Source organism: Prosthecobacter vanneervenii (genome assembly GCF_014203095.1).
GTDB classification, from domain to species: Bacteria; Verrucomicrobiota; Verrucomicrobiia; order Verrucomicrobiales; family Verrucomicrobiaceae; genus Prosthecobacter; species Prosthecobacter vanneervenii.
This window is the reverse complement of the sequence record NZ_JACHIG010000001.1, coordinates 143,212-169,500: the sequence shown is the minus strand read 5'-3', so window position 1 is coordinate 169,500 and position 26,289 is coordinate 143,212. Positions and strand designations below refer to the sequence as shown.

Annotated in this window: 20 protein-coding genes; 9 read left to right on the top strand and 11 right to left on the bottom strand. The window is 61.3% G+C overall.

Going from position 1 to position 26,289, the window contains the following annotated elements; all coding sequences use genetic code 11:
• Positions 1-739 precede the first annotated feature (739 nt).
• On the bottom strand, positions 740-8,548 hold the full coding sequence (locus HNQ65_RS00640) for a LamG-like jellyroll fold domain-containing protein (protein WP_184337346.1): 7,809 nt from the start codon (positions 8,546-8,548) through the stop codon (positions 740-742).
• A 361-nt stretch (positions 8,549-8,909) separates the two neighbouring features.
• Here HNQ65_RS00640 and HNQ65_RS00635 point away from each other — a divergent pair, with 361 nt between their 5' ends.
• Positions 8,910-10,871: a DNA gyrase/topoisomerase IV subunit A gene (locus tag HNQ65_RS00635; protein ID WP_408004801.1), complete on the top strand. Its 1,962-nt coding sequence runs from the start codon at positions 8,910-8,912 to the stop codon at positions 10,869-10,871.
• A gap of 155 nt (positions 10,872-11,026) precedes the next feature.
• Here HNQ65_RS00635 and HNQ65_RS00630 read toward each other — a convergent pair whose 3' ends face one another.
• From HNQ65_RS00630 to rpmJ, 7 genes are all read right to left on the bottom strand, one after another.
• The gene (locus HNQ65_RS00630; RefSeq protein WP_184337344.1) at positions 11,027-11,392 is read right to left on the bottom strand and encodes a hypothetical protein; all 366 of its coding nucleotides are present in this window, start codon (positions 11,390-11,392) and stop codon (positions 11,027-11,029) included.
• Positions 11,393-11,615: 223 nt separating this feature from the next.
• Positions 11,616-12,176, bottom strand: a complete 561-nt coding sequence (locus HNQ65_RS00625; protein WP_221306003.1) for a hypothetical protein — start codon at positions 12,174-12,176, stop codon at positions 11,616-11,618.
• A gap of 193 nt (positions 12,177-12,369) precedes the next feature.
• Positions 12,370-12,660, bottom strand: coding sequence for a gamma-butyrobetaine hydroxylase-like domain-containing protein (locus HNQ65_RS00620; RefSeq protein WP_184337342.1), 291 nt, complete (start codon positions 12,658-12,660; stop codon positions 12,370-12,372).
• A 92-nt stretch (positions 12,661-12,752) separates the two neighbouring features.
• Positions 12,753-13,367 carry a 30S ribosomal protein S4 gene (gene rpsD, locus HNQ65_RS00615; protein ID WP_184337341.1) on the bottom strand — a complete coding sequence of 205 codons (615 nt, stop codon included), beginning with the start codon at positions 13,365-13,367 and terminating at the stop codon, positions 12,753-12,755.
• Positions 13,368-13,394: 27 nt separating this feature from the next.
• Complete coding sequence (rpsK, locus tag HNQ65_RS00610; RefSeq protein ID WP_184337340.1) at positions 13,395-13,943, bottom strand: 30S ribosomal protein S11; 549 nt, start codon at positions 13,941-13,943, stop codon at positions 13,395-13,397.
• 31 nt (positions 13,944-13,974) lie between these two features.
• Entirely contained in the window at positions 13,975-14,349 is a 375-nt protein-coding gene (gene rpsM / locus HNQ65_RS00605) for a 30S ribosomal protein S13 (protein ID WP_184337339.1), read from the bottom strand.
• 32 nt (positions 14,350-14,381) lie between these two features.
• Positions 14,382-14,495: a 50S ribosomal protein L36 gene (gene rpmJ, locus HNQ65_RS00600; protein WP_133796336.1), complete on the bottom strand. Its 114-nt coding sequence runs from the start codon at positions 14,493-14,495 to the stop codon at positions 14,382-14,384.
• 182 nt (positions 14,496-14,677) lie between these two features.
• On the opposite strand from rpmJ, the gene HNQ65_RS00595 reads away from it, so the two are divergent.
• Both HNQ65_RS00595 and HNQ65_RS00590 read left to right on the top strand, forming a co-directional pair.
• Positions 14,678-15,331, top strand: coding sequence for an SGNH/GDSL hydrolase family protein (locus HNQ65_RS00595; RefSeq protein WP_184337338.1), 654 nt, complete (start codon positions 14,678-14,680; stop codon positions 15,329-15,331).
• Positions 15,332-15,344: 13 nt separating this feature from the next.
• On the top strand, positions 15,345-16,373 hold the full coding sequence (locus HNQ65_RS00590; protein ID WP_184337337.1) for a quinone-dependent dihydroorotate dehydrogenase: 1,029 nt from the start codon (positions 15,345-15,347) through the stop codon (positions 16,371-16,373).
• A 93-nt stretch (positions 16,374-16,466) separates the two neighbouring features.
• On the opposite strand, the gene HNQ65_RS00585 is transcribed toward HNQ65_RS00590, so the two are convergent.
• Positions 16,467-17,903 (bottom strand): autotransporter outer membrane beta-barrel domain-containing protein, encoded by a 1,437-nt coding sequence (locus HNQ65_RS00585; RefSeq protein WP_184337335.1) that lies wholly within the window; start codon positions 17,901-17,903, stop codon positions 16,467-16,469.
• Positions 17,904-18,048: 145 nt separating this feature from the next.
• Positions 18,049-18,192 carry a hypothetical protein gene (locus HNQ65_RS00580; protein WP_184337333.1) on the bottom strand — a complete coding sequence of 48 codons (144 nt, stop codon included), beginning with the start codon at positions 18,190-18,192 and terminating at the stop codon, positions 18,049-18,051.
• A gap of 20 nt (positions 18,193-18,212) precedes the next feature.
• Between HNQ65_RS00580 and HNQ65_RS00575 the strand changes: the two genes are divergently transcribed.
• The 6 genes from HNQ65_RS00575 to HNQ65_RS00550 all read left to right on the top strand — a co-directional run bounded on the left by HNQ65_RS00575 (position 18,213) and on the right by HNQ65_RS00550 (position 22,434).
• The gene (locus HNQ65_RS00575) at positions 18,213-18,452 is read left to right on the top strand and encodes a CDGSH iron-sulfur domain-containing protein (RefSeq protein ID WP_184337331.1); all 240 of its coding nucleotides are present in this window, start codon (positions 18,213-18,215) and stop codon (positions 18,450-18,452) included.
• 176 nt (positions 18,453-18,628) lie between these two features.
• Positions 18,629-20,533, top strand: a complete 1,905-nt coding sequence (locus HNQ65_RS00570) for a protein-disulfide reductase DsbD family protein (RefSeq protein WP_184337329.1) — start codon at positions 18,629-18,631, stop codon at positions 20,531-20,533.
• Positions 20,526-21,005, top strand: coding sequence for an SUKH-4 family immunity protein (locus HNQ65_RS00565; protein WP_221306002.1), 480 nt, complete (start codon positions 20,526-20,528; stop codon positions 21,003-21,005). Before HNQ65_RS00570 ends, HNQ65_RS00565 begins: the two co-directional genes overlap by 8 nt.
• A gap of 390 nt (positions 21,006-21,395) precedes the next feature.
• Entirely contained in the window at positions 21,396-21,749 is a 354-nt protein-coding gene (locus tag HNQ65_RS00560) for a VOC family protein (protein WP_184337325.1), read from the top strand.
• Between the two features lie 59 nt (positions 21,750-21,808).
• Entirely contained in the window at positions 21,809-22,057 is a 249-nt protein-coding gene (locus tag HNQ65_RS00555; protein ID WP_184337323.1) for a type II toxin-antitoxin system prevent-host-death family antitoxin, read from the top strand.
• Positions 22,054-22,434, top strand: coding sequence for a hypothetical protein (locus tag HNQ65_RS00550; RefSeq protein WP_184337321.1), 381 nt, complete (start codon positions 22,054-22,056; stop codon positions 22,432-22,434). The genes HNQ65_RS00555 and HNQ65_RS00550 overlap by 4 nt, the downstream gene beginning before the upstream one ends.
• Positions 22,435-22,583: 149 nt before the next feature.
• On the opposite strand, the gene HNQ65_RS00545 is transcribed toward HNQ65_RS00550, so the two are convergent.
• A complete protein-coding gene (locus tag HNQ65_RS00545; protein WP_184337319.1) occupies positions 22,584-26,252 on the bottom strand; it encodes an ATP-binding cassette domain-containing protein in 3,669 nt (1,222 codons plus the stop codon).
• Positions 26,253-26,289: the final 37 nt, after the last annotated feature.

The following is a 26,289-nucleotide window of genomic DNA, read 5'->3' as shown; positions in this document are numbered from 1 at the left end:
GCGCTCTCAGCGGGATTTGGACTGCGGTCGCGGAGTGAGGGACGGCCTGTCCTTCGTAGCTCGCAGAGCGAAGGGGGAAACGCAGCTACCGCTTTTCGCAGGCGGAGAGAGTATGCGCAGACCATGGACATCGAGAGGCGGGAGCATGCTGGCACACGCAGACTCAATGTGTTTTCGAAGACCACGAGACGCTCGAAAGCGGCAGCTGCGCGGCCGCACTCCAAATTCACGCAGCAGTACGCGCAGCTCATTTGGAGTGCGGTTGCGGAGTGAGGCACGAACGCAGCTACCGCTTTCCGTGGGCAGGTGTGTTTTCGAAGACCACGAGACGCTCGAAAGTGAGCGCTGGTCGGCACACGCAGACTCAGTGTGTTTTCGAAGACCACGAGACACTCGAAAGCGGCAGCTGCGCTCATTCTTCGCTGCGCAGCCGCACTCCAAATTTGCCCTCGTGCTCGCGCAGTAGGATGTGGAGTACGGTTGCGGAGTGAGGCACGAACGCAGCTACCGCTTTCGACGGGACGGGTGAATATGCGCAAGCCCCCAGTCCCCGAAGGCGGGAGCATGCTGGCATGCGCAGGCGCGGTGTGCATTCGAAGGCCACGAAACGCTCGAAAGCGGCAGCTGCGCTCATTCTTCGCTGCGCAGCCGCATTGATTCGCTATCGCTCACTCCTTCGGGGCAGCCTGAGGCTGTCTATCTCCATTTCGCTTCGGTTCCAAATAACGCTGCCCTGCACTCACGGAGCGGGAACGATCCACACAGGGCGGTCGGGCTTGGACTGGGCTTTGATGAAGGTGGCGCGTCCGGCGCGGAGGAGCGTGGCGTTGTTTTGAGAGTTGAGTGTGGCCTCTCCGGTGGAGATCCAGATGGGCACGGGCTGGCCGGGCATCTGCAGCAGCCAGTAGCCGAGGTAGCCGCTGGCGGCAGCAGCAAGATCACCTTTCCATAGCTGGAGCTGATCGGCGGTGGCGGGAGAGGTCGTGGCGACGAACGCGGGCGTGCTGAGGCCGGAGTGCGCAGGCGTGGTGTCAAAGGGCCAGGGATTGGCGAAGAGATTGTAGCCGGCCTGCAAGCGGCAGGCAAAGGGACCCATGCGCACGCCACCGGTGGTGAGCAGTGGTGCGGGTGCGGTGCTGGCCAGCTGGAGCATGATTCCGGTGCCAGGCTGGATGAGGGGATCTCCAAAGGCGGGCGGCGTGCTGCCATTGAGCACCCAGCCACGTGAGGCACCGGAGGCATAGAGCCACCAGGTGGTGTAGCCGGAGCTGGTATGAAACAGCACCTGGTCCGCGCTGGCAGGGACGCTGGCCCCCAGGTAGCGCGCAGGGACCAGCACCGAGCCGAGCGTTCGGTGCGGGCGCAGGCTGGCGCGTGCTCCAGCCAGTCCACCCCAGGCAGAGACTGGCAGCGTGGTGCCTGGAGAGTCTGCCATGACCGCACATGCGCCGGCGGTGATGCTGCTGAGATCTAGCCGATGCCCCGCCTGCGGGCCGCTGAGGACTTCAAGATAGTACGACTGCGCAGGATCCATGGCGGAGGCCAGTGCAGCCTGCTCGCTGAGCACCACACCGCCTGCGGCACTGGCGCTGCTGATGAGGCCGGTAAAGAGAGCGTCGCTCATGAAATTGAGCCCGAAGCTCTGCGTGCCTGCATTCAAAGTGATCTGCTGCCAGCCCAGCGGTGCGCTGGTGGTGGTGCCGCCGCTGCTTTGAGTGACGCGCAGGCGCACGAGACCACGCGCCAAGCTCTGACCTGGCTGCGCCTGCAGGTCCGACCAAGTGGCGCGCTCCCAGCCGCCGCCCTGAGCGACCACGATGGGCGCGAGTGCGAGCGGAGTCCAGGTGACGAGATCGCTGCTGACCTCCAGTGTGTATGTCAGGCTGCCGAGTCCATAGGGACGCAGCAGTGTGGCATCCACGCTGGTGCTGCCGCGCGTGATGACCTTGAGCCCCTGAGCAGGTGTGGTGATGCCGCTGGTGAGCGAGGAGCCAAGCGCGGTTTCCAGAAGATCGGAGGCTCCGTCTCCATCAGTATCTGTAGTGGCGAGTTTGTTGCCCAGCGGAACCGTGACGGGCGTGTTGGACAACAGCGTCACCGTATTCGTTGCAGCGGCGGGAGCGCCCGGCTGGTTCACTGACCACAGGCTCTGCGGGATGGCCTCGCGCGTCTGGCTCGGGCTTTCCCACAGCAGGCGTGCCACGGCATCTCCACCGTCCTCATAGTACTCCATGACGATGCTGACGGGCACTCCCGCCTGCAGGGCCACCACCCCGTTGTTCCAGGTGGCGCCGTGGTTGTTCCAGTCATTGACTACCTGCTGGCCGTTCACCCACAGGCGCACGCCATCATCCGTCACAGGGATGAGTGTGTACGTCTGCGTGTAGCGCGGGGTGATCCAGCCATGCCAGCGCACGCTGAAACCATTCACCGGGATGCGTGAATCCGGACTGCCTGCGCCCCAGTTGAAATCCAGCGTGGCCTCATTTCGTGTGAAGCTGAACTGCTCAAAGTTTTTGCCGATGTAGTAGTCCCCGACAAGACCATTGGTGGTGATGGCGGGCGTGTAGCTAGCGGTGAGCAGATTGGAAACCAGGTTGCCATTCCCTGCGGCATCCTGAGCCACTCCGGCGGGCAGCTTGACGGTGACGCTGCCTGCAGCCGCTGGCGTGACAGTGGCAGACCATACGGCTCCGGCAGAAGAGAGCGCGGTGACACTGCCATTTGTCACGGTGAATTCGGAGGCGAGCAATCCGGTGACGTTTTCGCTGAAGGTGGTGGTGACGACAAACGGCCCGCTGACGCTGGTGCTCGATGTGGAAAGTACAACGCTCGGTGGTGTGGTGTCAGGCACGCTGTAGTTCACGCTGAGCACGTTGGAGGCGGAGTTTCCCAGGCTGGTGCTGTCTGTGGCGGCGCTGGCAGGCACGCGCACGGTGACAACGCCTGCTACAGTGGGCTTGACGCTGAAGGTGTATCTGGTTCCGCTGCCACTGAAGCTGGAAGTGGTGGCGTTGCTCACCACAACATCGCTCAAAGTGAAGCCGGTGGCGGCAGAGCTGAAGGTTGCGGTCACGGTGAAGGTGCCGGTCACAGTCGTGGCGGGTGTGGTGAGTGCCAGGGTGAAAGGCAGCGGCGCAGTGATGGGCGCATCGTCAATGCTGCCCACGAAGGCCACGAGGTTCGTCAAATCCGTGGAGGTGAGCGTGAGGCCCCGATGCGCGGTGATGGCGTCTGCGAGCGTGGCCGCCGTGCCATCGTGCAAATAAGGCGCAGTGGCCCAGGTGCCTCGCAGCGTTGGCACATCCAGTCCGGTGAGCGGGCCGCCGAGGCGCTTGCCACTGCTGGGCTTGAGTGTGCCGATGTCGGCAAAGACATTGAGCGCACTGTTGGTGAAATTCGCTCCGCTGTGGCATGAGGCGCAGTTTTGCGCACGGAAGACCTGCTGCCCCGCCGTGGCGGCGGTGCTCAGCGCGCCGCTGCTGGTGCGGTTCGGGCTGGTGCCGCTGATCGTCAGAGATTTCACATACGCTGCCAGCGCATCCAGATCGGTGCTCACGCCTGCCTTGGGGTCTCCCAGCGGCTGGCTGCGCATGCCTGTATTTAACTGCGCATCTGTCATCAATCCGGTGCCGCCAGCGAGGGTGCGGATCTGCCCTTCAAAATCCTGCACTTCATCAAAGTTTCCGCTCCAGTGCAGCATGCCGTGGTTGGCATGGCCCTTCAGCGTGATGGTGTTTCGCAGCCCTTCGCCAAAGCCGGTGAGATCCCACACTCGGCCGTCGTGCCCGCCATCATTGTGACACACAGCGCAGCTGATGTACTGCTGCAGTGCCAGGCGCGGATCCTGCGCGTCATAAAAGAGCTTCTTCCCCTGCAACACCTGCGCGGTGAGTTTCTCGGTGGTGATGGCGTTCAGCGTGGCTGCGGTGACAGGCGGGTTGTTTCCACCCTGAATGATGCCACTGACGTCATGTACGGTCACGGTGCGATCCATGAAGTTCTGCACATAGAGCGTGCCACCATCTGGCGAGAGCACAAGGCCCTGCGGCGCACGGCCTGCGGGAAAGCGCGTGATCTCCTTGCGCGACCATGCATCCACGATGGCCACCTCGCGCCCGGCTTCGAGCGCGGTGAAGACATACATGCCCCACGGATCATACGCCGCAGCGCTGGGCATGCCGGTGTTGTCAAAGTCCACGCGCGAGGGCAGGTGCTCGGTCTGTGTGGTAAGATCAAGGCGCGAAGCGATGGCGCGCACGCTGTTTTCGTGATTGAGCGGCAGCCCATCCCGCAGCACGCCGCGCTGGATGTTGTCCTGCTTGGAGGGCACCCAGGCGGAGAGACCATCGGGAGAGATGACCGCTGCACCAAGGTAGTTGGGCAATCCACGTGCTGAGGTGGAGGTGTCTGCTGCGGTGCTCGGGGCCAGCAGGATGGTGCGCTGCACGCTGAGCGTGGTCGTGCCGATGACGACAACCTGCCCGCCCGTGCCCGTGAGCACCGGCGTGGCGGTGTTTTCTCCCGGCACTGGAGGCGTGATGAAACGTGAGGCATACACACGCGCGCTGTCTGCTGAGATGGAAAGATGACGCACGGGGCCACCGGCATCAATGCTGGCCACCTGCGCGCCAGTGCTCGGATTCAGCTTGAGCACTCGGCCCGTGGCCTCCAGAGCCACCCAGGCGGCGCTGCCTGCGGGATCAAAGGCAATGCCAAAGGGACGCGAGCCATACGCGAGCGCGATGGTGGAGACGACCGCACGGCTCGCGGTATTGATGATGCTAAGGGTGCCTGCATCCGCATTCGTGACCCACAGCCTGCCATCGGGCGCGAGCGCGAGACTGCGCGGGGAGCCGCCCACGGTGATCTCCGCGTAGCGTGTGCGTGTAACGACATCAAAGGCACTGACGCTGTTGTTGTCCGGATTCACGCACCACACACGATCATTTCCTGTGGCAGGATGCTCATACACGATGCTGCTGGAGACGGCGGGCTTTTTGGCTGTGAGGGCTGCGTATACCGCCTGGTAAAAGGTGCTGGTGATGGTGACGCCCGTGTCATCTGTAGCCGTGAGAGTGACGAGGTAACGGCCCGGTGCGGTGTAGGTATGTGAGACGCTGGCGGTCGTGAGCCAGGCGGTCTCAGGGGTGCCATCGCCAAAGTTCCATTTGTAGCGCGGATTGATGCCATTGGCCGCCTGGGCGGTGAAGGTGAGCGCACCACCGGAGGCCTTGGGTGCAGCAGCAAGCGGCTGCAACGTGAGCCCCGTAACAACCGACCACGTGAAACTGATGCTGGCAGGCGTGCTGAGGCCGTCGCTGGCACGAATAGTAACGGCGTAGGTGCCTGCGGCGGTGACAGATCCGGAGATGACGCCGGAGCTGGCGGAGATGCTGAGGCCCGTGGGCAGCCCCGTGGCGCTGAAAGTGACGGGGTTGTTTTCAGGATCGGTGGCGCTGACGGGCAGAGACACCACGGCCCCGAGCAGCGAGGTCTGCGTGCCGGGATTGGTGATCTGCGGCGGCTGGTTCACCACGGTGACGGTGGTGGCGTGGCGCAGATCCCGCAGAGTGAGGATGTCCGGCTGGGAGAGCGGAGCCTGATAGAGCGCCACCTCATCCACTGCACCGGCAAAGAAAGCCGTGCCCGGACTGTCCGCCGCGCCGATGACAAGCGGCTGCACAGCATTGGGCACATAGGTGCTGGTATCTTCTGCCACGAGCTGGCCGTTGAGGTAAATCCTGCGCAAACCGGTGCGCGTGCTGCCATTCACGCTTGTGGTGCGAAAGCTGGCCGCCACATGCGTCCACTGCCCCGCAATCACACTACCGCCGCTGAGGCCTGCGGCATCTGTACCAGTGCGCAGCTGCCACTGCCCGCCTGCGGTGACCCACAGGCCATAGCCCTTTTTCACTCCGGTGCTTTCGTCCCGCGAGGCCAGGATGCAGCGTGCGGTGCCGGGTGCGGCGTCGCTGCGCACCCACGCGGCGATGGTAAAGTCTCCGGGATTCAACGAAGCGCTGTAAGGCACCACCACACACTGGCTGGTGCCATTGAACAAGGCACTTCCTCCCGTGCCGGGATTGCCGCTCAGCGCAGGATTGAGGCTGCTCACGCTGCCCCCGCCGCTGGAAGTACCGCTGATGGCAAAGAGGCTGCTGGCGGCAGGTTTCACCTCGCCTGCGGTGCCATTCCACGCGGACTCCTCAAAACTCCAGCTCACCACTGGATTGTCCACCGGCAGGTAGGGAGAGAGGTAGGTGCCAGCGATGACGGAGACGGTGCTGTCTCCCGGCTTGAGCCAGCCCACGGAAAGGTGATCGTCCCCCACATTGTCCTTCACCAGCGCCTCGATGTAGTAGCGCTTTCCGGCCTGCAAGGTGATCAGCGCAGAGGCCGACTGCTGCGGGTACCATGTAAACGTCTCTGGCGGGCACCACGCAGGCATGGTGGCGATCTGCACAGCATTCGCGGGATTGGCATCCGTGCTCAGCAGCAGCGCGGACTGGTCATCACTGGCGATGTAAAACCTGTACTGCCCCGTGACTGGCACGTAGAGGAATCCACGCAGGCGCTGACCGGTGTTGTCATCCCAGTTTGAGGGTGCCTGAAAGCGGGACATCAGGTCGCGGCCATTGGGATTGGAGGGATACGCGGCGCTGCTGGTCAGGCTGGCTACCGTGGAGCCGGTGACGCCCGTCCAGTACTCACGCATCATCTGACCGGTGCCGAGGTTTGGCAGCAGCACGATCCAGTTAAACGAAACCGAAGTCACCTGCCCTGCCGCAGTGGCGAGCACGGTGCAGCGATAGGTGCCTGGCTCGGCGGTGACGATACCGGCGATGAGGCCGCTGCTGGCATCGATGCCCAGCCCCGCAGGCAGTCCGGTGGCACTGTAACTCAGCACGCCGCCAGTGGCGCTGGCACTGATGGGCAGCGAGACGACGCTGTTTTGAGTCACACTCTGCTGCCCCGGATTGGTGACGACAGGCAGCGTGGAGTTCGTCACCTGAATGATGCGGGAAACGGACCATACGCCATTGGCATCCACCGCATAGAGCATCCAGTAGCCCGGTGTCAGCACATTGATGCTGGAGGGCGCGGTGAGCGCATACACGCCTGCAGACGGACTCGTGTGGGTGAAGCGCACATGCCGCAGCCCGGTATTGACGGAATGGGTGAGCGCGGAAAGGCTGATGAAGCTGAAGTACTGCACGCCATTGCTGGCATTCACGGTAAAGACAGAGCCGGGGCCGATGCGGTCCGGCGCAGCAGTGATCTGCGGACGCACGGCGGCCGTGCCGTCGGCATTGAAAAGCTGCGGCGGGGTGAAGACCTGTGCATCCTGGTGGTCCGTGAGCGCATCTCCGGAAAGCCCACCACCGCCGGACCACACGCGGCCGTCCGGCAGCAGCATGGCCAGGGAGTGGTAGTTTCGTGGCACGGAGATATCCGCCACACCGCGCCATTGGCCGGTGGTGGGGTTCCAGATTTCCGGCGTATAAACGGTGCCCGCATCGCTGAAGAACTGCCCCGAGGTATTTCCCCCCACCACCATGACCTCGCCATTTGGCAGCATCACCGAATTGGCAAAGGAGCGAGGATTGGCCATGGGCGCGGTGGGTGTGACCACCGGCGTGGCACCATTGAGATCCACGGTGAAGGCCTTGCTGACGATGGTGCCGTCATCGATGGCCGTGTAGCCGCCGGCCACCACCACCTTGCCAGGGGCATACATGGCCCACGCGCCCTGCTTGGGATAGTGCGTGCCGGGGATGCTGGCCCCGGCGGCGGTCAGGGAGCCGGTGCCGCTGGCGTTGATCCAGTCCAGCGACTGATGCGGGCCAAAGTGCGCCACCCGCCCGTCGGGTGCCACGAGGAAGAAAGGATGCCAGTTGGTCTCGATGGCATTGGCAGTGGGCGGATTGGCCACCGCCTGCCAGTTGATGCCGCTCATGCGCCGCCAGCCGCTGCTGGCATTCCATTGCTCGATGGTGCCATTGCCATTTGCACCGCCATTGCCTCCTGCAGTCAGCACCTCGCCATTGGGCAGGGAGATGTTGGTGTTATACCAGCGGCCGTCCGCCATCGTCTGTGCGGGCACCCATTCATTGGTGCGCCAGTCAAAGAGGCTGGCCAGCGCAGTGGTGCCATTGATGCCATTACCGCCGCTGACGAGCAACCGCCCGTCCTGCAGAAAGGAGAGGCCGCCGCAGAACATGTCGTGCCGGCCGTTGTTGATCTCGGTAAACTGCCCCGTGGCCGGATCCCACACCGCAGCATAGGTAAACTGCGGCCCGTCTGGAAAGGTGGTGCGCTGATTTGAGGCAAAGGTGAGCAACCGCCCGTCTGGCAGCATCGCCGCCGAGGTGGGGATGTGCGGCGTCCAGGGGATGACGGCGCTCCAGTTTCCTTTGGTGGAATAATCCGCCGGATTCACCAAGCCCACGTTCATCACCACCGCCTCCGCCGCCGGAGCAAGGCGGGCGGCCTCTGCCAGCAGGGCATCCGTCTCGGCATGGCTGGCACCATCTGCGAGGGCCATAGAGACTGAACCAACTAGAAGCAACCCGCAAATGAGGGCGCACCCCAGCCAATGCAGCCGCAGACCACGCCCACACACAGCAATATTGCGATTCATGAATAAGTATTTTTTCAAGATCGCGCATCAAGTGGCCAACTCCTCCTCAGGACAATTCAGTTAATTGTAAAAAAATTTCTGTGGTCCGAACTTTTTGCGTTCCCTCTGATTGTCCCTCTCCCCACGTTTCACGCCCTTGCACTCCCACTGGCACTGTCTATCCTCGCGCCCCTGTTTCTTTCCCCCTCTTTGAGCCGTGGCCAAAAAGTCCTCCAAAAAATCCGCTGACGAAGCCTATTCCCCCATCCTGCCTTCCGCCGCCCCGGTGGAGCACAAGCCGGTGGACACGCTCTATGGCGACTGGTTTCTCGATTACGCCAGCTACGTGATCCTCGAGCGCGCCGTACCGCACATCAATGACGGCCTCAAGCCCGTGCAGCGCCGCATCCTCCACAGCCTGGACGAATTGGAAGACGGCCGCTACAACAAGGTGGCCAACGTGGTGGGCAACACCATGAAGTACCACCCGCATGGCGACGCCTCCATAGGCGACGCCATGGTGCAGCTGGGCCAGAAGGAGCTGCTCATCGACACGCAGGGAAACTGGGGCAACACCCTCACGGGAGACAACGCCGCCGCGCCGCGATACATCGAAGCGCGCCTGTCCAAGTTTGCCTTGGACGTCGTTTACAGCCCCAAGGTCACAGAGTGGGTGGCCTCCTATGACGGCCGCAACAAGGAGCCCGTGACCCTGCCGGTGAAGTTCCCGCTGCTGCTCGCGCAGGGCGTGGAAGGCATCGCCGTGGGTCTTTCCTGCCGCATCCTGCCGCACAACTTCATTGAGCTGTGCGATGCCAGCATCGCCGCACTGCGTGGCGAAGAGGTGGACCTGAAGCCCGACTTTGCCACCGGCGGCATCATGGACGCCAGCGACTACAACGGCGGCCTGCGCGGCGGCCGCATCCGCGTGCGCGCCAAGATCGAGGAAGGCCCCAAGAAGAACACGCTGGTGATCACCGAGATCCCCTACGGCACCACCACCGGCGGCGTGATGGACAGCATCGTGGCCGCAAACGACAAGGGCAAGATCAAGATCGCCCGCGTGGACGACAACACCGCCGAGAAGGTGGAGATCGTGGTGCACCTGCCCGCAGGCACCGACCCCGACCAAACGATGCAGGCGCTGTACGCCTTCACCGACTGCGAGGTGTCCATCGCCCCCAATGCCGTTGTCATTCAGGACGACAAGCCGCGCTTCATCAACGTCAACGAGCTACTCAAGGCCAGCGCGGAAAACACCAAGAAGATCCTCGGCCAGGAGCTGGAGATCCTGCTGGGAGAGCTCAATGAGAAGTGGCACTTCAGCTCGCTGGAAAAGATCTTCATCGAAAACCGCATCTACCGCCGCATCGAAGAAGCCGAGACCTGGGAGGCCGTGATGAAGGCCATCTGGAAAGGCCTGGAGCCGCACCTGAGCGTGCTCAAACGCCCGGTCACCGACGACGACGTGGCGCGCCTGACCGAGATCAAGATCAAGCGCATCTCCAAATTCAACAGCTTCGAGGCTGACGAACACATCCGCGAGCTGGAGGAGGAGATCGAGCAGGCGGAGAAATTCCTCAAAGGCCTGACCAAGTACACCATCCGCCACTTTGAAGAGCTCAAGAAAACCTATGGTGCAGGCCGCGAGCGCAAGACGGTGATCAGCAGCTTTGACCGCGTGGCCGCCGCCGAGGTCATCATCCAGGGAGAGACGCTCTACCTCAATGCCAAGGACGGCTTTGCCGGCACCAGCCTCAAGCGCGAAGGCGAACCCATCTGCAAGTGCTCGCCGCTCGACGACGTGATCTTCTTCACCAAGGAAGGCACCATGAGCGTGACGAAGGCCGCGCCGAAGTTCTTTGTGGGCAAGAACCCGCACTATGTGAACCTCCTCAAAAAGGACGACGCAGCGGTGTACACTCTCATCTACCGCGACGGCCGCCAGGGCTGCCTCATGGCCAAGCGCTTCCGCATCGGCGGCTTCACCCGCGACAAGGAATACGTGCTCACCAAAGGCACACCCGGCACCAGCGTGCTCTACTTCATGCGGCACGAGACCGAGGAGGAATCCAACGCCCAGACGGTCGTCGTCCACCTCAAGCCCGCGCTCTATCTGCGAAATCTCTCCATCAAATTCCCCTTCAACTCCATCGCCGTCAAAGGCCGCGAGTCCCAGGGGAACATCATCACCAAGCACGCCGTGGACAGGGTGGTGCGTGAGCCGAAGGCGGGAGAGAGTGCGTAAAGCAGCCAGCGCGAATTTGGAGTGCGGTTGCGAAGTGAGGAACGAACGCAGCTACCGCTTTCGACGGGACGGCAGACACACGCAAAGCCAAGACCAGCCGAAAGCGGGAGCTGACTGACACGCGCAGGCGAATGAGATTCCCAGCAGTGCCCTAGTTAATCGTTCTGGTTGGTGACTCTCACAGCATGCCCCATCTGTGTTTCAGTTGCATCATCGAGCTTGCCCCACGCTCCGAGCGTCGAATCCGGCAGCCGAACGAAGAGCTGCGCTCCATTTGGCGCTGTGGCGACAACGGAAATCGTAAAGCCGTCGTTGGAAACTACGATACGATGCTCTCCTGCGTCCTTGTGTTTGGCAAGGACGCGGAAAGCAGAGTCGTCGAAAAGCTCAGTTTGATTTGGAAGCGCCATGAACACACAATCGCCCTTCCACTGGCCTAGGGCGGATGCAAAGTCGTCGGGCAATCCGGCATGGAGAAGAAAGCCAATATGCTCCTCGTTGAGGTTCTGAAGTGGTATCATGGGAGATTGGATTCGTTACTCATGAAACGAGCGACAAGTAACGGCTCCACGCTGAGCCATCGCGCCGGCGGTGCAAGGCGAACTTCTTCCCTTCACGCGTGATTCATGAGCGGCTGGCAGCAACGCCTGATCATACAAATTTATCCCTCGTCACCCTTCAAAGACACGAGTGCTTTTAATCACAACGCCAAGTTTGACCATGCGAGTGCTTCGCCAATTTTCATCATTCCGGCATCTTCCACTGCAGCCTCCCCTTCTCAAGCTCGACCTGGAAAGCACGGGCTATGCCAGTAGCATCCGCCAATATCCAAGCCTGAACCTCCTCTGCAGTCAGGTGTTTTAAACTGGTGCGTCCTTCTCTAAGAGTATTCAAAACATGATTCTGAGGCCGAACGCCAAATTCCAGATCATCGACCGCAGGGAGCCTGATGCCAACGTGACAGCCACCTTCATGAAAGTTAACGACGTAACCACCTTCATACGGTTCAGAGTCAACAAAGACAACAAGCCGATCCCCGATCCTCAATCCGTCGAGCCCCGCAACCACCAGCTCTTTGATTTGAGAGAATTTTGAGTTCGGTTTTTGACCGAGAATCGCTGAAACCTTCAGGGTGCCAGAGCGGAACCGCAGGGGTGCAGATTCGGTTTCTGTCAGGGCAATTTCCTGTCCAAGCTGCACGACTTCAGTAAGAAACGCCCAGCTACTTCCTGCGGAGGCAAACGGGGTCTGATGAGACCAGTAGCGGAAGCCAAGATTCCATCTCCCTGCGGCATCGATTTCCATCTCGGCAGATGATCCGCAGTGAGGCACGGCCAACATCAAAACGACAGCAATTGCACGTATCATGATCGAACATGATTACACCTAACATTTTACCTCACGCACCTGATACCTGAAGGATTTTATAATCCACGACTGAGCGGTTCATAGCACACCAGCGTGGCCTACTTTTTCACAGGACACAGAATTGCCCTCCTCACTCCAGCGCCCGGAGGTAGTCGTAGGTATAGAGGCCGGTGTTGTGGCCGTCGCTGAAGTCGAACTGGATGGCGTAGCCGCCGACGACGCGCCAGTCTTTGACAGTCACGCCGGGATAGCTCTTCTGGTCTGTGCCGCCGATCTTGCGGCCGAGGAGGTCGCGCTCTCCGGTGTTTTCAGCGCTGGGGGAGGCGGCGCGGAGCTTTTCCATGGAGAGGTATTGCTCGGTGCCATCGCTCCAGATGATGGCGACTTCAGTGCCGATGAGTTCCAGGCGTGTCGGGGTCATAAGAAGGGGAAGGAAAGGCAGAACGGGTGGAAAAGCAAAAGGGACGCCCGAAAGCGTCCCTTTTGAAGTTTGAAGCCGGAAATCCGGGAGGATTAACGGGAGTAGAGTTCGACGACGAGCTGCTCGTTGGCGATGGGGTTGATCTCCTCGCGCACGGGGACGCGGTTGATCACGCCGCTCATCTTGTCGCGGTCCACCGTCATCCAGTCCGGGGAGGGAGTGCCCTGAGTCATTTCGAGGAAACGACCGACGAGCTGCTGGCTGCGCTGGCTGCTGGAGCGGGCGGCGACGACGTCACCGGGCTTGCACTGGTAGCTGGCGATGTTGACGACCTTGCCGTTCACGGTGATGTGGCGGTGGCTGACCAGCTGGCGGGAGGCGAAGCGGGTGTTGGCATAGCCCATGCGGAACACGACGTTGTCGAGGCGCAGTTCGAGCATCTGCAGGAGGTTTTCACCGGTCACGCCCTTGCGGCGCTGGGCTTCGGCGAAGAAGCGGCGAAACTGCTTCTCCATCAGGCCATACTGGAAACGGAGCTTCTGCTTCTCGGCCAGAGCGGTGCCGTATTCAGACATCTTGCGGCGGGTGTTGCGCGCGCCGTGCTGTCCTGGCGGGAAGTTGCGGGTTTCGAGGGACTTGGAAGGACCGAAAAGAGCGATGCCAAAGCGGCGGTTGATCTTTTCGCGAGGACCTGTGTAACGAGCCATAGTGTGAGAAAAAGGGGTGCTGGAGGATTAGACGCGACGGGCTTTAGGCGGACGGCAGCCGTTGTGCGGGATGGGGGTCACGTCCTTGATGGTGGTCACTTCGACACCGAGGGCCTGGACGGCACGCACGGCGGATTCACGACCGGAGCCTGGGCCGCGAAGGCGGACTTCAGCTTCACGGAGACCATGGCCCATGGCCTGGCGGCAGGCGTCCTGAGCAACAACCTGAGCGGCGTAGGCGGTGCCTTTACGGGAGCCGCGGAAGCCCATCTTGCCGGAGGTGGACCAGCCGATCACGCCACCGATGCGGTCGGTGATGGTGACGATGGTGTTGTTGAAGGTCGCGTAAACGTGGACAATGCCCTGGGAGACGTTCTTGGAGCCCTTGGCCTTGACGATCTTCTGCTGTTCGGCGCTTTCGCCACCGATCTCGAGCCAGACGCTCTGGGAAACCTGCTTGTCACCACTGGTGGAAGCGCGCTGATCTGCGGGTGCGGCAGGAGCAGGAGCGGCAGGTGCTGCGGCCGGAGCGGGCGCTGCGGCAGCGGGTGCGATGGGGGTCGTTTCGTCGGCCATGATATGTGAACGTGTCTTTCTTTAATTCTGATTACTTCGACTTCTGGGCGCCCACGGTCTTACGCGGTCCCTTGCGGGTGCGGGCGTTGGTGTGGGTGCGCTGGCCGCGCACTGGCAGGCCGCGGCGATGACGGTGAGCACGGTAGCAGTTGATGCCCAGGATGCGCTTCATGTGCATCTGCAGCTCACGACGAAGGTCACCTTCGATCGGAATCTTCATCCCCTGGATGGCCTGAGTGATCGCAGCGATCTGCTCGTCGGTCAGTTCGCCCGCACGGATGTTGGGGTCGATGTTGGTAGCAGCAAGAACTTTGCGGCTGAGCGGAAGACCGATGCCATAGATGTAAGGCAGCGAGTATTCGATTTTCTTCTCGTTCGGGATTTCAACTCCAAGCAGGCGGGCCATAAGTCAGGTAGATGGGGGTGTATTGAAAAAGATTAACCCTGGCGCTGTTTGTGACGCGGGTTTTTGCAGACAACACGGACAACACCTTTGCGGCGGATCACGCGGCAAAGTTCGCAGAGGGGTTTAACGGAGGTACGGACGCGCATACAGGAGTAGGGAGAAAAAACGTGAGTCGGGGGGAACTCAAAACCCCGCTTTGTGAGCGGGGGGGCATGATGTCTAACACAGACGTAAAGGTGCGCAAGCTGGAATTTGCTGTTTTGGCGACTTATTCACATTTGCGGAGAGAAGTTGCCCCATCTGGAATGAAAGACATCATGCTTTTCTGATGAAAACCGTTCTCTGCTTTGGCGATTCCAACACCTGGGGCTTCATGCCCGAAAGCATCACCCTCCCCTGCCCCGAGCGCCATCCGCATGATGTGCGCTGGACGGGCATCCTGGCCCGTGAGCTGGGCAACGGCTATCGCGTGATCGAGGAAGGGCAGAACGGCCGCACTACCGTGCATGACGATCCCTTTGCCCTGGCGCGCAATGGCAAGACGGTGCTGCCTGCGATCCTGGAATCCCACAAGCCGCTGGACCTGGTGGTGCTGATGCTGGGCACGAATGACCTGAAGGCGGTGTATGGTGTGTCTCCTGGAGAGATCTCCATGGGCGTGAAGATGCTGGCGCAGATGATCCTGGGCAGCGATGCAGGCCCGGGCAACAAGGCCCCCAAGCTGCTGCTGATGTGCCCGCCGGCCATCGGCGACCAGATGCACCTGCCGGATGTGGCGGCAAAGTTTCCGAATGGACAAAAGGACAGCCGCAAGCTGCCCAAGTACTATGAGGCGGTGGCGAGTACGCTGGGCTGCGCCTTTCTGAATACGCAGACACTGATCGAGCCTGGCAGCGATGGCATTCATTTGGATGCGGCTGCGCATGGACGTCTGGGCAAAGCTGTGGCAGCACAGGTGAAGTCCATCCTCCCCACCGACTGATAAAATAACCCCCATGACACTGATCGAAGCTTTATACCCCGCCCTGAAACCCCTGCTCTTCCGTCTGGATGCCGAGCGTGCGCACACGCTGACGGTGAAGATGATGATCATGGCGCACAAGCTGGGCATGCTGAAGTCCGTGGCACCGAGCAAGACGCTGCAGCCGCGCCAGGTCATGGGGCTGACGTTTCCGAATGTGATCGGGCTCGCAGCGGGCATGGACAAATCTGCCAGCGCGGTGGAGGCCTGGGGTGCGCTGGGCCTGGGTGCGGTGGAGGTGGGCACGCTGACGCCACGCCCGCAGCCGGGCAATGCCAAGCCGCGTCTCTTCCGCCTGCCGGAGCACGAAGCACTGATCAACCGCATGGGGTTTAATAATCCGGGCATCCAGTCGGCGGTGGAAAAGCTGAAGCACCGCCGCACCAAGGCGGTGGTGGGCGTGAACATCGGCAAGAATTTTGACACGCCGAATGAGAACGCCGTGAGCGACTACCTCATCTGCCTGAAGGCTGCGTATGCGGTGGCGGATTACATCGCGGTGAACATCTCCTCTCCCAACACCAAGGGCCTGCGCGATCTGCAGGCCGAGGACGCCATGCGCACGCTGATCTCCGCGCTAAAGCAGGAGCAGGCGGTGCAAAAGCAGGCGCTGGGCAAGACCGTGCCGCTGCTGGTAAAGATCGCCCCTGACCTCAATGAGATGCAGATCGAGGCGCTGGCGCGTGTGTTTAACGAGCAGGATATCGACGGCGTGATCGCCACCAACACGACGATCGAGCGCTCGGCTGTAGCAGGCCATGCTCTGGCCAATGAAGCCGGCGGCCTTAGCGGTGCGCCCGTGCGAGTGCGCTCCACGCAGGTGCTGCAGGCTTTCCGCATGCTTCTCAAGCAGGACATCCCGATCATCGGCGTGGGCGGCATCCTGTGCGGCAGCGACGCCGCAGAAAAGATGCAGGCAGGCGCGGCGCTGGTGCAGTTGTACAGCGGCCTGGTCTATCGCGGCCCAGCGCTGGTGCGCGAGGTGCTGGAAAAGATCGGGTAGGCGAGCGAGGCCTCGTTGCTCTTCACTGCGTCATTCGCGCTCAAATTTACAGCGGTGACGCATTGCCCGCCAAGGCCTCCGCTTTGTGCATCCTCAAAACCGGCAGCTTAGGCGCAGGCCGGCAAAGTGAGCCTGCATGTGGTCGCGGAAGATCTGGGTCTGGTAGGTGAGCATGAGATTGACGGCGGGGCTGAATTCAAAGCCGACGCCAGCCCCCACCACCATGTAGTCCTGCCCGGGCGACTGATGCCCGCCTTGAGTGGAGATGGGCAAATTGACCAAAGACACGCTGGTGCCGTTGTTTTGCAGATTCTGCCGCTCATAGCTCAGGCGCAGCTGGGGGGTGATGGCGGCCCAGTTGGTCTGAAATTTACGCGTGGCGCTCCAGCCCACACGGGTCACGAGGGACTGGTAGGTCTGGTGCCCGTAGCTCAGTGCAGCCAGGCCGCCTCCAGTCTCTGAGTAGCTCTGAATGGCGCCATGCAGGTAGTCGATGCCGGCAAAGGGCCCGGTGACGAGTGCGCTGTTTTGAAAGCGGAAGTTCCACCCGGTGTTGAACTGCACGGCATTGGTGTAGGTGGAGGTGTCTCCAAAGGCTTGAGGGAGCCCCGGAGCGGGGCTGCGGGTGGAGGACATGTTGTAGGTGCCAAAGCTGTAAAGGAGATCGCTCCAGAAGCTGCGCCGCACATAGGAAAGGTAGGTGGAGAGGGCCGGGCCTTCGAGGCGCAGCGTGCCCAGCCCGCCAGTGTAGCTCTGATGGCTGGTGAGGTAGGAGGCCGCAAAGCCGAGGGTGAACCCACGCGACAAATGGCGCTCGATGCCGACGCCCGGCGCCCAGGAGTCGATCACGACTCCCGACTGGGTGGTGATGGGAGCGATGCGGACATTGCCATAATTGACGGTGGTAAACACCTCCCACTGACGGCTGCGCGGCAGCGTTTTGACCACGGGGCTTTCCTCTTCGCCATCGCCCTGCCCCATGATCACGCCTTCATTCAATGAGCTGCTGATGGAGCCCTCCTCGCCGCCACCAGCGCGGAGGCCAAAGAGGTGATTGTTGATGTCATTGCTCACCGTCATCCCGCCTCCGATGAGGGCATGCCCTTCCACCTGAGAGGTGCCCACGCCTGAAGCCATCAGGGAATTGAGGCTGCCGGAAAAGTCGCCGTAGGTGACCACGATGTCTCCCACCATCGTGGCCGTGATTTCATAGCTCACGGGCCCCGGCCCGAGATCAAGAATGCCCGTGCCACCTGTCCCACTTGGACCAACGACAAGTACAGCACCGCCTGTTCCACTTGGACCAACGACAAGTACAGCACCGCCTGTTCCACCTGCCCCACCCGAGCCTCCTCCAGTAGGCGGATCGATCGTCGGAGGGGTGACGATCCAGTCAGGAGGCAGAGTCAGGGTCAGATCAAGCGTGGCCCCCACCAAAGCAGGGCCACCACTACCACCCGTTGACGGGGGAGCCGAAATAAAGACCGCCCCCGCACTTTGCGCCTGCGCAGGAGCCAGCGGACTGATCATGCCCCCCGTCAATAAGGCTGCGGCAAGGCATTGAAGTCGGAAACGAGAAAAGAAAAAGGCAGAAGGCGCGGCCAGAAGGGAGCACATGGAAAAGGGAGGCAGGCTTAATCATTCCATTCCTAAGGATCCCAGCACTTGCTGGAGGTCATTTCAGGAATTTCGCGAGCCTTTTATCTTTTTCCTTTAGCTGCATCAATCCTAAAAACTCACCTGATTGTATTTTCGCGTCAGCCATGACACCCAGGCTTTGCAGACAAGCCAGCGCCACCTCTCTTGACGGTTCGGCCATCTCCTGCAAAAATCCGCTTTATGGATCCACTTCCCAAAATTCACGACAAGCAACCCGTCGGCGTCGAACTCCCTGCTGGAGACCACTGGTGGTGTGCGTGCGGGCTCAGCGGCCATCAGCCGAACTGCGATGGCAGCCACAAAGGCACGGGTTTTGGGCCGAAGAAGTTCACCCTGCCGGAGGCCAAGAAGGTGTGGCTGTGCAACTGCAAGCACACCAAGAACCCGCCCTTCTGCGACGGCAGCCACAAGGCGCTGTAAGCTGCATGCCTGATGGCTGCCCCCTCTGTGCGGCAGACGCTCGAACACCGAAACCGGGAAGCCCCCTGCATCCTGCGCGGACACCTGCGTCGTTTTTTGACAAGGAAACGCTGCGCCATGATGGGAATAAACCGCAGGGCGCGTTCTCCCATGCATACTGTTTCCACCCCAACCTCATGAACCGCCGCTCTTTCCTGTCCCTGACCACGCTGATGCTCCTAGCAGCCAGTGCCTTTGCCCAAAACTTTGGCTTGGATGTGGCTGCTGCGCCGAGCCCGCCCAAGGTGGCGGCGGAACTGATCGCTGCGGTGAAGGCCGCCGCACCGGGGCAGCCGTTTCAGGCGGCGGTGAAGCTGGTGCATGCCAAGGACCACCACACCTACGGCAAGGTGCTGCCTGCGGGCATCGTGGGAAAACCCACCAAGCTGACCTGGACGCTGCCCGAGGGCTGGCAGGTGGAGGAACAGCCCTGGCCGCCCACGCATCAGGTGCCATCCACCGATGGGGCCATCAGTGAGGGCTATGACGGCACGGTGTACCTGCCGGTGAAGATCACGCCTGCGGCCAGCGCTGCTGCGGGCAGCCCGGTGGAGCTGAAGGTGAAAGTGAGTGCCTTGGTATGCGATCCGAAAAGCTGCATGCCTTTCATCAAGGAGACGACGCTGAAGCTGGATGTGGCCGCTGCGCCGGTGGTGAACGAGGCGAATGCGGCTGTCTTTGGCGCCTCCCCTGCCCCCGAAAAAAAAAGCGCTGACACAGCCCCGGTAACGAAGACGGAGGAAACCAAACCGGCAGCGAAGCCCGACGCTGCCAAAGCAGCCCCCGCTGCTGCTGCCAGCGCGCCCAAGCCTGCGCTCTCGCTCGCGCAATTGCTGCTCTATGCCTTCATCGGCGGCTTGATCCTGAATGTGATGCCCTGTGTGTTTCCGGTGCTGGGCATCAAGGTGACGAGCGTGGTGCAGCAGGCCGGCGAGGATCGCCGCAAGGTGGTGCTGCATGGGCTGGCCTACACGGTGGGCGTGCTGCTTTCCTTCTGGGCGCTGGGCGGCATCGCCATCGCGCTGAACAAAGGCTGGGGCTCACAGCTGCAATCACCGGCTTTCAATTACTGCCTGGCGGCGTTCTTCCTCGTCTTTGCGCTGAACATGGCGGGGTTGTTTGAGATCGGCACCTCGGCCATCGGCGTGGGGTCCGATCTGCAGGCGAAGGGCGGGCTGGGAGGCTCGTTCTTCTCCGGCCTGCTGGCCACGGTGGTGGCCACGCCCTGCTCCGCGCCGTTTCTCGGCACCGCACTGGGGGCCACGCTGGCGCTGCCTGCCGCGCAGTCCATGCTCATCTTTACGCTCATCGGGCTGGGGCTGGCGAGTCCGTTTCTGCTGCTGTCTCTTTTCCCCGGCCTGATCTCCGCGCTGCCGCGCCCTGGGGCGTGGATGGAGAGCTTCAAGCAGGGCATGTCCTTCCTGCTCTTTGGCACGGTGGGCTTCATGCTCTATGTGCTGACGAATCAGATCGAGGGCCTGCCGGTGCTCTTTGCCATGCTTAGCCTCGTGCTCATCGCACTGGGCTGCTGGATCTACGGCCGCTGGGCGCTGCCGCACAAGCCCGCCCGCACGCAGAACGTGGCGCGCCTGCTGGCGCTGCTGGCCGTGGGTGGTGGCCTGTGGATCGGACTGCCCGGTGCCTCCGCCGCCCGCGTGCATACCGACTCTGCCGCCAGCTCCACTGACCCCGATGCGCTGCACTGGGAAACGTGGTCGCCCGAGAAAGTGGCTGCGCTGCGTGCCGCCAAGCAGCCGGTGTACATTGACTTCACCGCCTCCTGGTGCTGGACCTGCCAGGTGAACAAACGTGTGTATGCCGACTCCGGCCTGCGTGCCCTCTTCAAAAAGCACAAGGTCGCCACGCTGAAGGCCGACTGGTCGGATGAAAACGAAACCATCCGCCTCGCCCTCGAAGCCCTCGGCAAACGCGCCGTGCCGGTGAACGTGCTGTATATTCCGGGCGTGGAGGAGCCTTTCATTTTGGATGAGCTGCTCACCGTGGGGAATGTGACGGCGGCGCTGAAGAAGCTGGGTGATTGAACCGATCAACAGCATGTATTTCGTTGGCACACCTCAAATCCGCTGGCCCCGGGAGATTTTCGAAACCCATTCCATCCCCGCCAAAACTAGGGATTTTTTGATTTCGGTCGGTTTGCCAGAATGTTTCGAATGGCCGATGTTTGACTTTGGCATTTACGACTCTGATTCTTCCGACCTTGTCATCGGTGAATCCGGCGATCAACCCATCTTGATCGAAGCAACAACCGGCATTGTCTGGTTTGAAAGTGAACAACCACCCATCCGCATTTTATTCAACAGTTCGGCGGAACTGCTCTCACGCTATCTCCAACTCGTTTTCGAGTTTCAGCACGTGCCCGATGACGATGCATCACTATCGCAAGCGCTCATGCGCATGCGCTCTGAAATGATGGCCCTTGACCCTGCCGCGATCGGGCCGGCCGAAACATGTGTTTGGACCCGCTGGCTCGACGAGTGGGAAGCAGGACTTTAATTTCTCAAAGCCTATCGTGTCGGCCACACTGTCGAACCCCGCATTTCAGGCAGCCGGTGGTGGAGCGAAACCGCGAAGCGGTGCAGCGGGAACCACCGGACACAAGGCACTCACCACCTCCATTCACGGGCGCATGCCGGAGGTATGCGAGAAGCCCTCTGCCATCCAGCGTGCACGAGGAGTCTGCGCACAGCTCTCGCATGCCTTCAGCATGCGGCCGTGGGTTGAAATTCACCGTTCACCAAGTCCGGTGGTTCCCGCTCGCCAAGCCTCGCTCCACCACCGGCTAATATCCGGGCTCCTTCCAGGAGCCAGTGCAGAGCTCCTCTGGGGTTGTGTGACGCCCTGATCGTGCGAAAGAATGCCATCAATGCCTGTGAGTCCTCACCCATGAAACAGATCACGCTCAATCTCGTCGTCCTGCGTTCCACCGACTTGGAGCGTGCGCGAAGTTTTTACGAATGCCTGGGCCTGCATTTCATCCAGCATCGGCATGGCAGTGGGCCGGAACATTTGTCCGCTGAGCTTGGTGGCTGTGTCTTCGAGCTTTATCCGCAAGCAGGCGACGGGCCTTCAACACGCGGCACTCGCATTGGCTTCCGCTTGCCATCGCTTGATGCCGTGATCGAAGCTCTTGGTGCTTTCTCCACCTCCGTCATCTCTCCGCCCCAGGACTCCCCCTGGGGCCGTCGTGCGGTTGTGGTGGATCCGGATGGGCATCGGGTGGAGCTCGTGGAGGTTTGAAATCAGTCCATACGCTTCTTCGCTTGCCCAAGCTGAGAGTGCACCCACAGTAGCATTCCATGCGAACGGACCGTGTCACGCCCCTCAAGCGCAAGGCCACCGAAATCATTGCTGGTCTGGATTCCGCGCAAGATTCGGTGCTCATCACTCAGCATGGCAATCCGGCTGCTTATCTGATGACCATTGAGACGTTAGATACGCTCAACCGGCGGGTTGGTATTCAGCAAGGCATTGTGCGCGGTGAGCGCGCCATTGAAGAAGGGAGGATTGTCACCCATGCCGAAGCTAAGAAACGTTTATTACGATGACCCACCCACTTTTTGACGCCTACACCAAGGCCCCCGACGAGCTGCTGACATATTCAGCAGATGCCATTCCCAGCTTCCACATCTATGGCTACGAGTGGATCGACAACCTGTTCTTTTTGCTTCCACCCTCTTGTTTAATTTCCAATGCTGCCAGACGTGAAGCGTTGGAAAATGCTGTTAGAGACAGGTTTACTGAGGCTGACTGGGAAGGCACCGGCAATCTGTCGCTGTTGTGGCTGCCGCCTTTCATTTTCCCATTGGAAATGCAGGCTCCACCAGAGGGAGTTATTGTCTGGCATGTAAAACAACATGATGATGGAATTTCCTATCTCCTGTCCCCTGTTCCGCTTCCATTTGAGGAGTTCACCCCTCCCTGATGTTTCCGGCAAGCACTCAATAACATTGAATGTCCATTTTGGCAAAGCGCTTCGCTTCGGCGCGCCTCAAGACAACGCGTCCGGGTGTTCAATGGCGCTGGAGATGATGAGAGCGCTGATCGACGGACATGAGTGTCCATCGTACTCCCTCACACCTTCGTCAGCTGCCTTCTCAGGCTCAGCTCCACGGCGGCGATGATGAGTGAGAGCGTGAACAGAATGACGATGCTGTTGATCCAAAGAGTGTTGTATTTGGTGCCGAGGTAAGTTTTGCGGGTGCCGAAGAAGACGTTGGGGCTGGCTTTGCGGCGGTAGTCTTCGCGTTCCATCTCGGCCTTGGTCACGAGGTCGAGCACCTTGCGGTTCACGTAGATTTCTTCGGCGCTGACGCCGTCGTTTTGCTCGAGCATGCGGTCGAGCATGGGGGGCTCGATGCGGCCGCTGAGGACGGCATCGCGGATGGAGCCGAGGCGCTTCGATATTTCGCGCGGATTCTCGGCGTAAAGGCCGGAGACGACGGCGAGGGACTGCTTGGTGAGCTCCAGCTCGTGGCGCTGGCGGTCGCTCATGTCCGCGCCGGAGGGCGGCAGCAGGGACTGGATGCGCTCATCGAGGAAGTCCTGATTGCGCGTCAGAGGATTGAGCTTGGACTGGGAGATGACCATGCCCTCGTAGGACCAGCGCAGGGGCATGAACTGGCAGATGAAGGGCACCTTGAGCTTGCTGGCCTCATCTTCGTCATTGCCGGATTTCTTGAGCCACTTGCCCACGGAGTACACGAAGTCGAGGTTCTTGTTCATCTCCTCATATTTGATGAGCGCACCACCGAGGATGATCTGCGGGATGAGGATGAGCGGGATGGCGTTTACCGCCGTGCGGTTGTCGCTGACGATGCTGGAGATGAAGAGGCCCAGGCACACGCCGGTGAGGGAGGTGAGGAACATCCACCAGAGATGGATGAAGAACATGTCCCGGATCTCCAGCACCCAGTTGCCAATGATCAGGTAGATGACGCACTGGATGAGCGCAAAGGTGGAGAGGGAGATGATCTTGCCAAAGAGGTAGTAGAGGGTGCGCAGGTTGTGATTGCGCTCTCGGCTCAGCGTATGGCGGTCGCGGATGATCTCATCGGCGCTGTTGGTCAGGCCCAGGAACATGGCCACCACGAGGCTCATGAAGAGGTACGTGGGGATGTGGAAGGCGGTGGCAAAGGTGTAGTGCTTCTCCTCGGAGTATTTGAGCACATTGGAGATGAGCCAGGCGAGCAGCGGTGCCTCCAGCAGCGTGGTGAGGAGGTTGGTGCGGTTGCGCAGCTTGCTGAGGAAGGCGCGCTTGAGCAGCGTGTAGAAGAGGATGCTCTCCTCGCGGAAGGTGTGCTTGGGGGGCTTGGGCGCGTGGCGCAGGCGGCTGGCGCTGTGGCTCTCATCCCGCTTGGGCCGGGCGATGAGGCTGGTGCTGCCCGGTGCGGCCTTTTGCCGCGCCATGCTCTCCATGATGAGGTGGCGCTGGTAGGAGTCGCGCCAGAAATTGGGCGGAAAGCGGCGTGCGGCCACAAGATGGCCGTCGGCACTGCGCTCATGGATGATGTCTCCGCTGATGTCTCGCAGCGGAGTCTCCAGCACGTCAAAGACGAAGTCGGGCGTGAGCTTGTCCGGCGGATGCGCCTCGGCATCGCCCGTCTGGCCGGTCTCGGTGTGGTACACGCGCCAGAAGTACTCGATCATGCCCTGCGGTGTGCCGAAGTAGGCGATCTTGCCGCCTTTGTCCAAAAGCAGCGCCTTGTCGAACATCTGCAGCAGACGCGAGCTGGGCTGGTGGATGGAGGTGATGACGATCTTGTTGCGCGCCAGGCTGCGGATGATTTCCAGCACGTGCTCGCTGTCTTTGGAGGAGAGGCCGGAGGTGGGCTCGTCAAAGAGGTACACATCCGAGATGCCGATCATGTCCAGGCCGGCATTGAGGCGCTTGCGCTCGCCGCCGCTGAGAAATTTCTGCTGCGGTGTGCCGGCCAGGCGGTCGCTCAGGTCGCCCAGGCCGAGTTCGGCCAGCTTGGCGTCCACGCGCTTGCGGCGCTCATCGGTCTTGAGGTGCGGGCAGCGCACGGAGACGGAGAAGTCCAGGTTTTCCTGCACCTTGAGCAGCGGATCAAAGGCATCCTCCTGCGGGATGTAGGCGATGTAGGGCGTGAGGTTGTGGAGGTTGTCGTAGAGCGCTAGGCCGTTCATCAGCACCTCGCCGCCTTTGGGTTTGAGCTGGCCGCCGAGGATGCGCAGCAGCGTGCTCTTGCCGCAGCCGCTGGGGCCCATGACGCAGATCATCTCCCCACGGCGGGCGATGAAGCTGACGCCATCCTGCGCGGTGTCGCGCGCGTCAAAGCGGTGGCTGAGCTCGCGCACCTCCAGCTGGCGGATGGTATTGCGCTCTTCTTCAATGATGCGGTCGGCAAAGTGGCAGCGCAGATACTGCCCCTCTCCCAGCGTGATGGTGTCGCCGTCATTGAGATTGATGCGGTCGCGCACCGGGATGGTGCCGATGTAGAGCGGGCGGGAGGAGCGCAGGACCTCCAGCACGCCGGTCTTCTGCGCGTAGTTGCACTCGATGCGCAGCAGGATCTCCCCATCCGTGTCCTCGGAGAGAAGGATGTCGCCTTCATCCAGCAGCTCGGGTTTGTTGGAGACGAGGTAGGTGTTGCGGCTGCCCTCCAGGCGGAACTGGCCGCCAAACTCCTGCGCACGCACGCGCAGATCCCGCAGGGCGATTTCCACCTCGCCATGCGCGATGATGCTGTCCTCGATGCTGGCCTCCACCACGGTGCCGCTGGTGAGCAGCACGCCATTGAGCGTGGCCTTGGTGGTGCGCAGCGCCTCCACGGTGACGCCGAGGCCGAAGCTCAGGCGGAGATTGGTGCCACGTGTGCGCTGTGGGGCGATTTCCGCGCTGCCGCTCTCCGTGAGCGTGAGATAGATCTGCGTGCCTGAGAGGGTCTTCTTGGCGTTGAAGTAGGTGATGAGGTCATTGTAGTCCAGCGTCACATCCTCCAGCACCACGCGCTCTCCGGGGTACAGGCGGGAAAACTCTCCCGGCGGCTGCATGCGGCTGCGCACCAGGATGGAGATATTGCCCGTGTTTTTGAGCAGCACGAGATTCTGAAACCGGAAGGCCACCACCGAGCAGTCGTCTGAGAGCGAACGCAGCAGCACGTCGCAGTTCTTGGTGGCACCCACGCGCAGGGTGTCCAGCGGCTGCCCCCCCTTGCTGGAAAAGCCCTCCTCCGGCGGCTTGTCGCCGGCATTGAGCTGATAGACGATGTCGATGGCCTGGGCGGCGATGCCCAGGTTCGTCATGAAGAGGTAAAACTCCACCATCTGCCGCTGATTCTGCTGCGCGCGGGAGATGAGGAGATAAAGCTGCACGCCGAGGAGGATCTTCTGCTCCTGGGTGAGCTTGTGGCTGAGCTCCTTGGCACGCTGGGTCAGGTCCTGCGGCTCCTGCAGCGCCTCAAAGTAGAGACGGCGCATGTCGGCGTAGATGGCCTCGGGGTAGTCGTAGCGCAGGTAGCCCAGGCTGGACTCCACTTCCTCCTCCTCGATATTTCCATCCAGCTTGCTGAAGGCGGCAAAGACCTCGATCAGCACAGGCAGCATGGTATTGGCCGTGGCAGCGGCTGCGGAGGAAATGGGCGGCTGGCCGTTCCAGAGGTGCGCCCAGCGATCCGGCGACCACCATGGCAGCTCCTGCGCCTGACCGCCATGAGCTGCGCCTACCAAGTTTTTCGTGGCGGAGGCGTACTTTTTGGCAAGTTTTTTGACCAGGCTCATGAAGGGGGAATGCGCGGCAGTGGCAACCGGCGGCTGC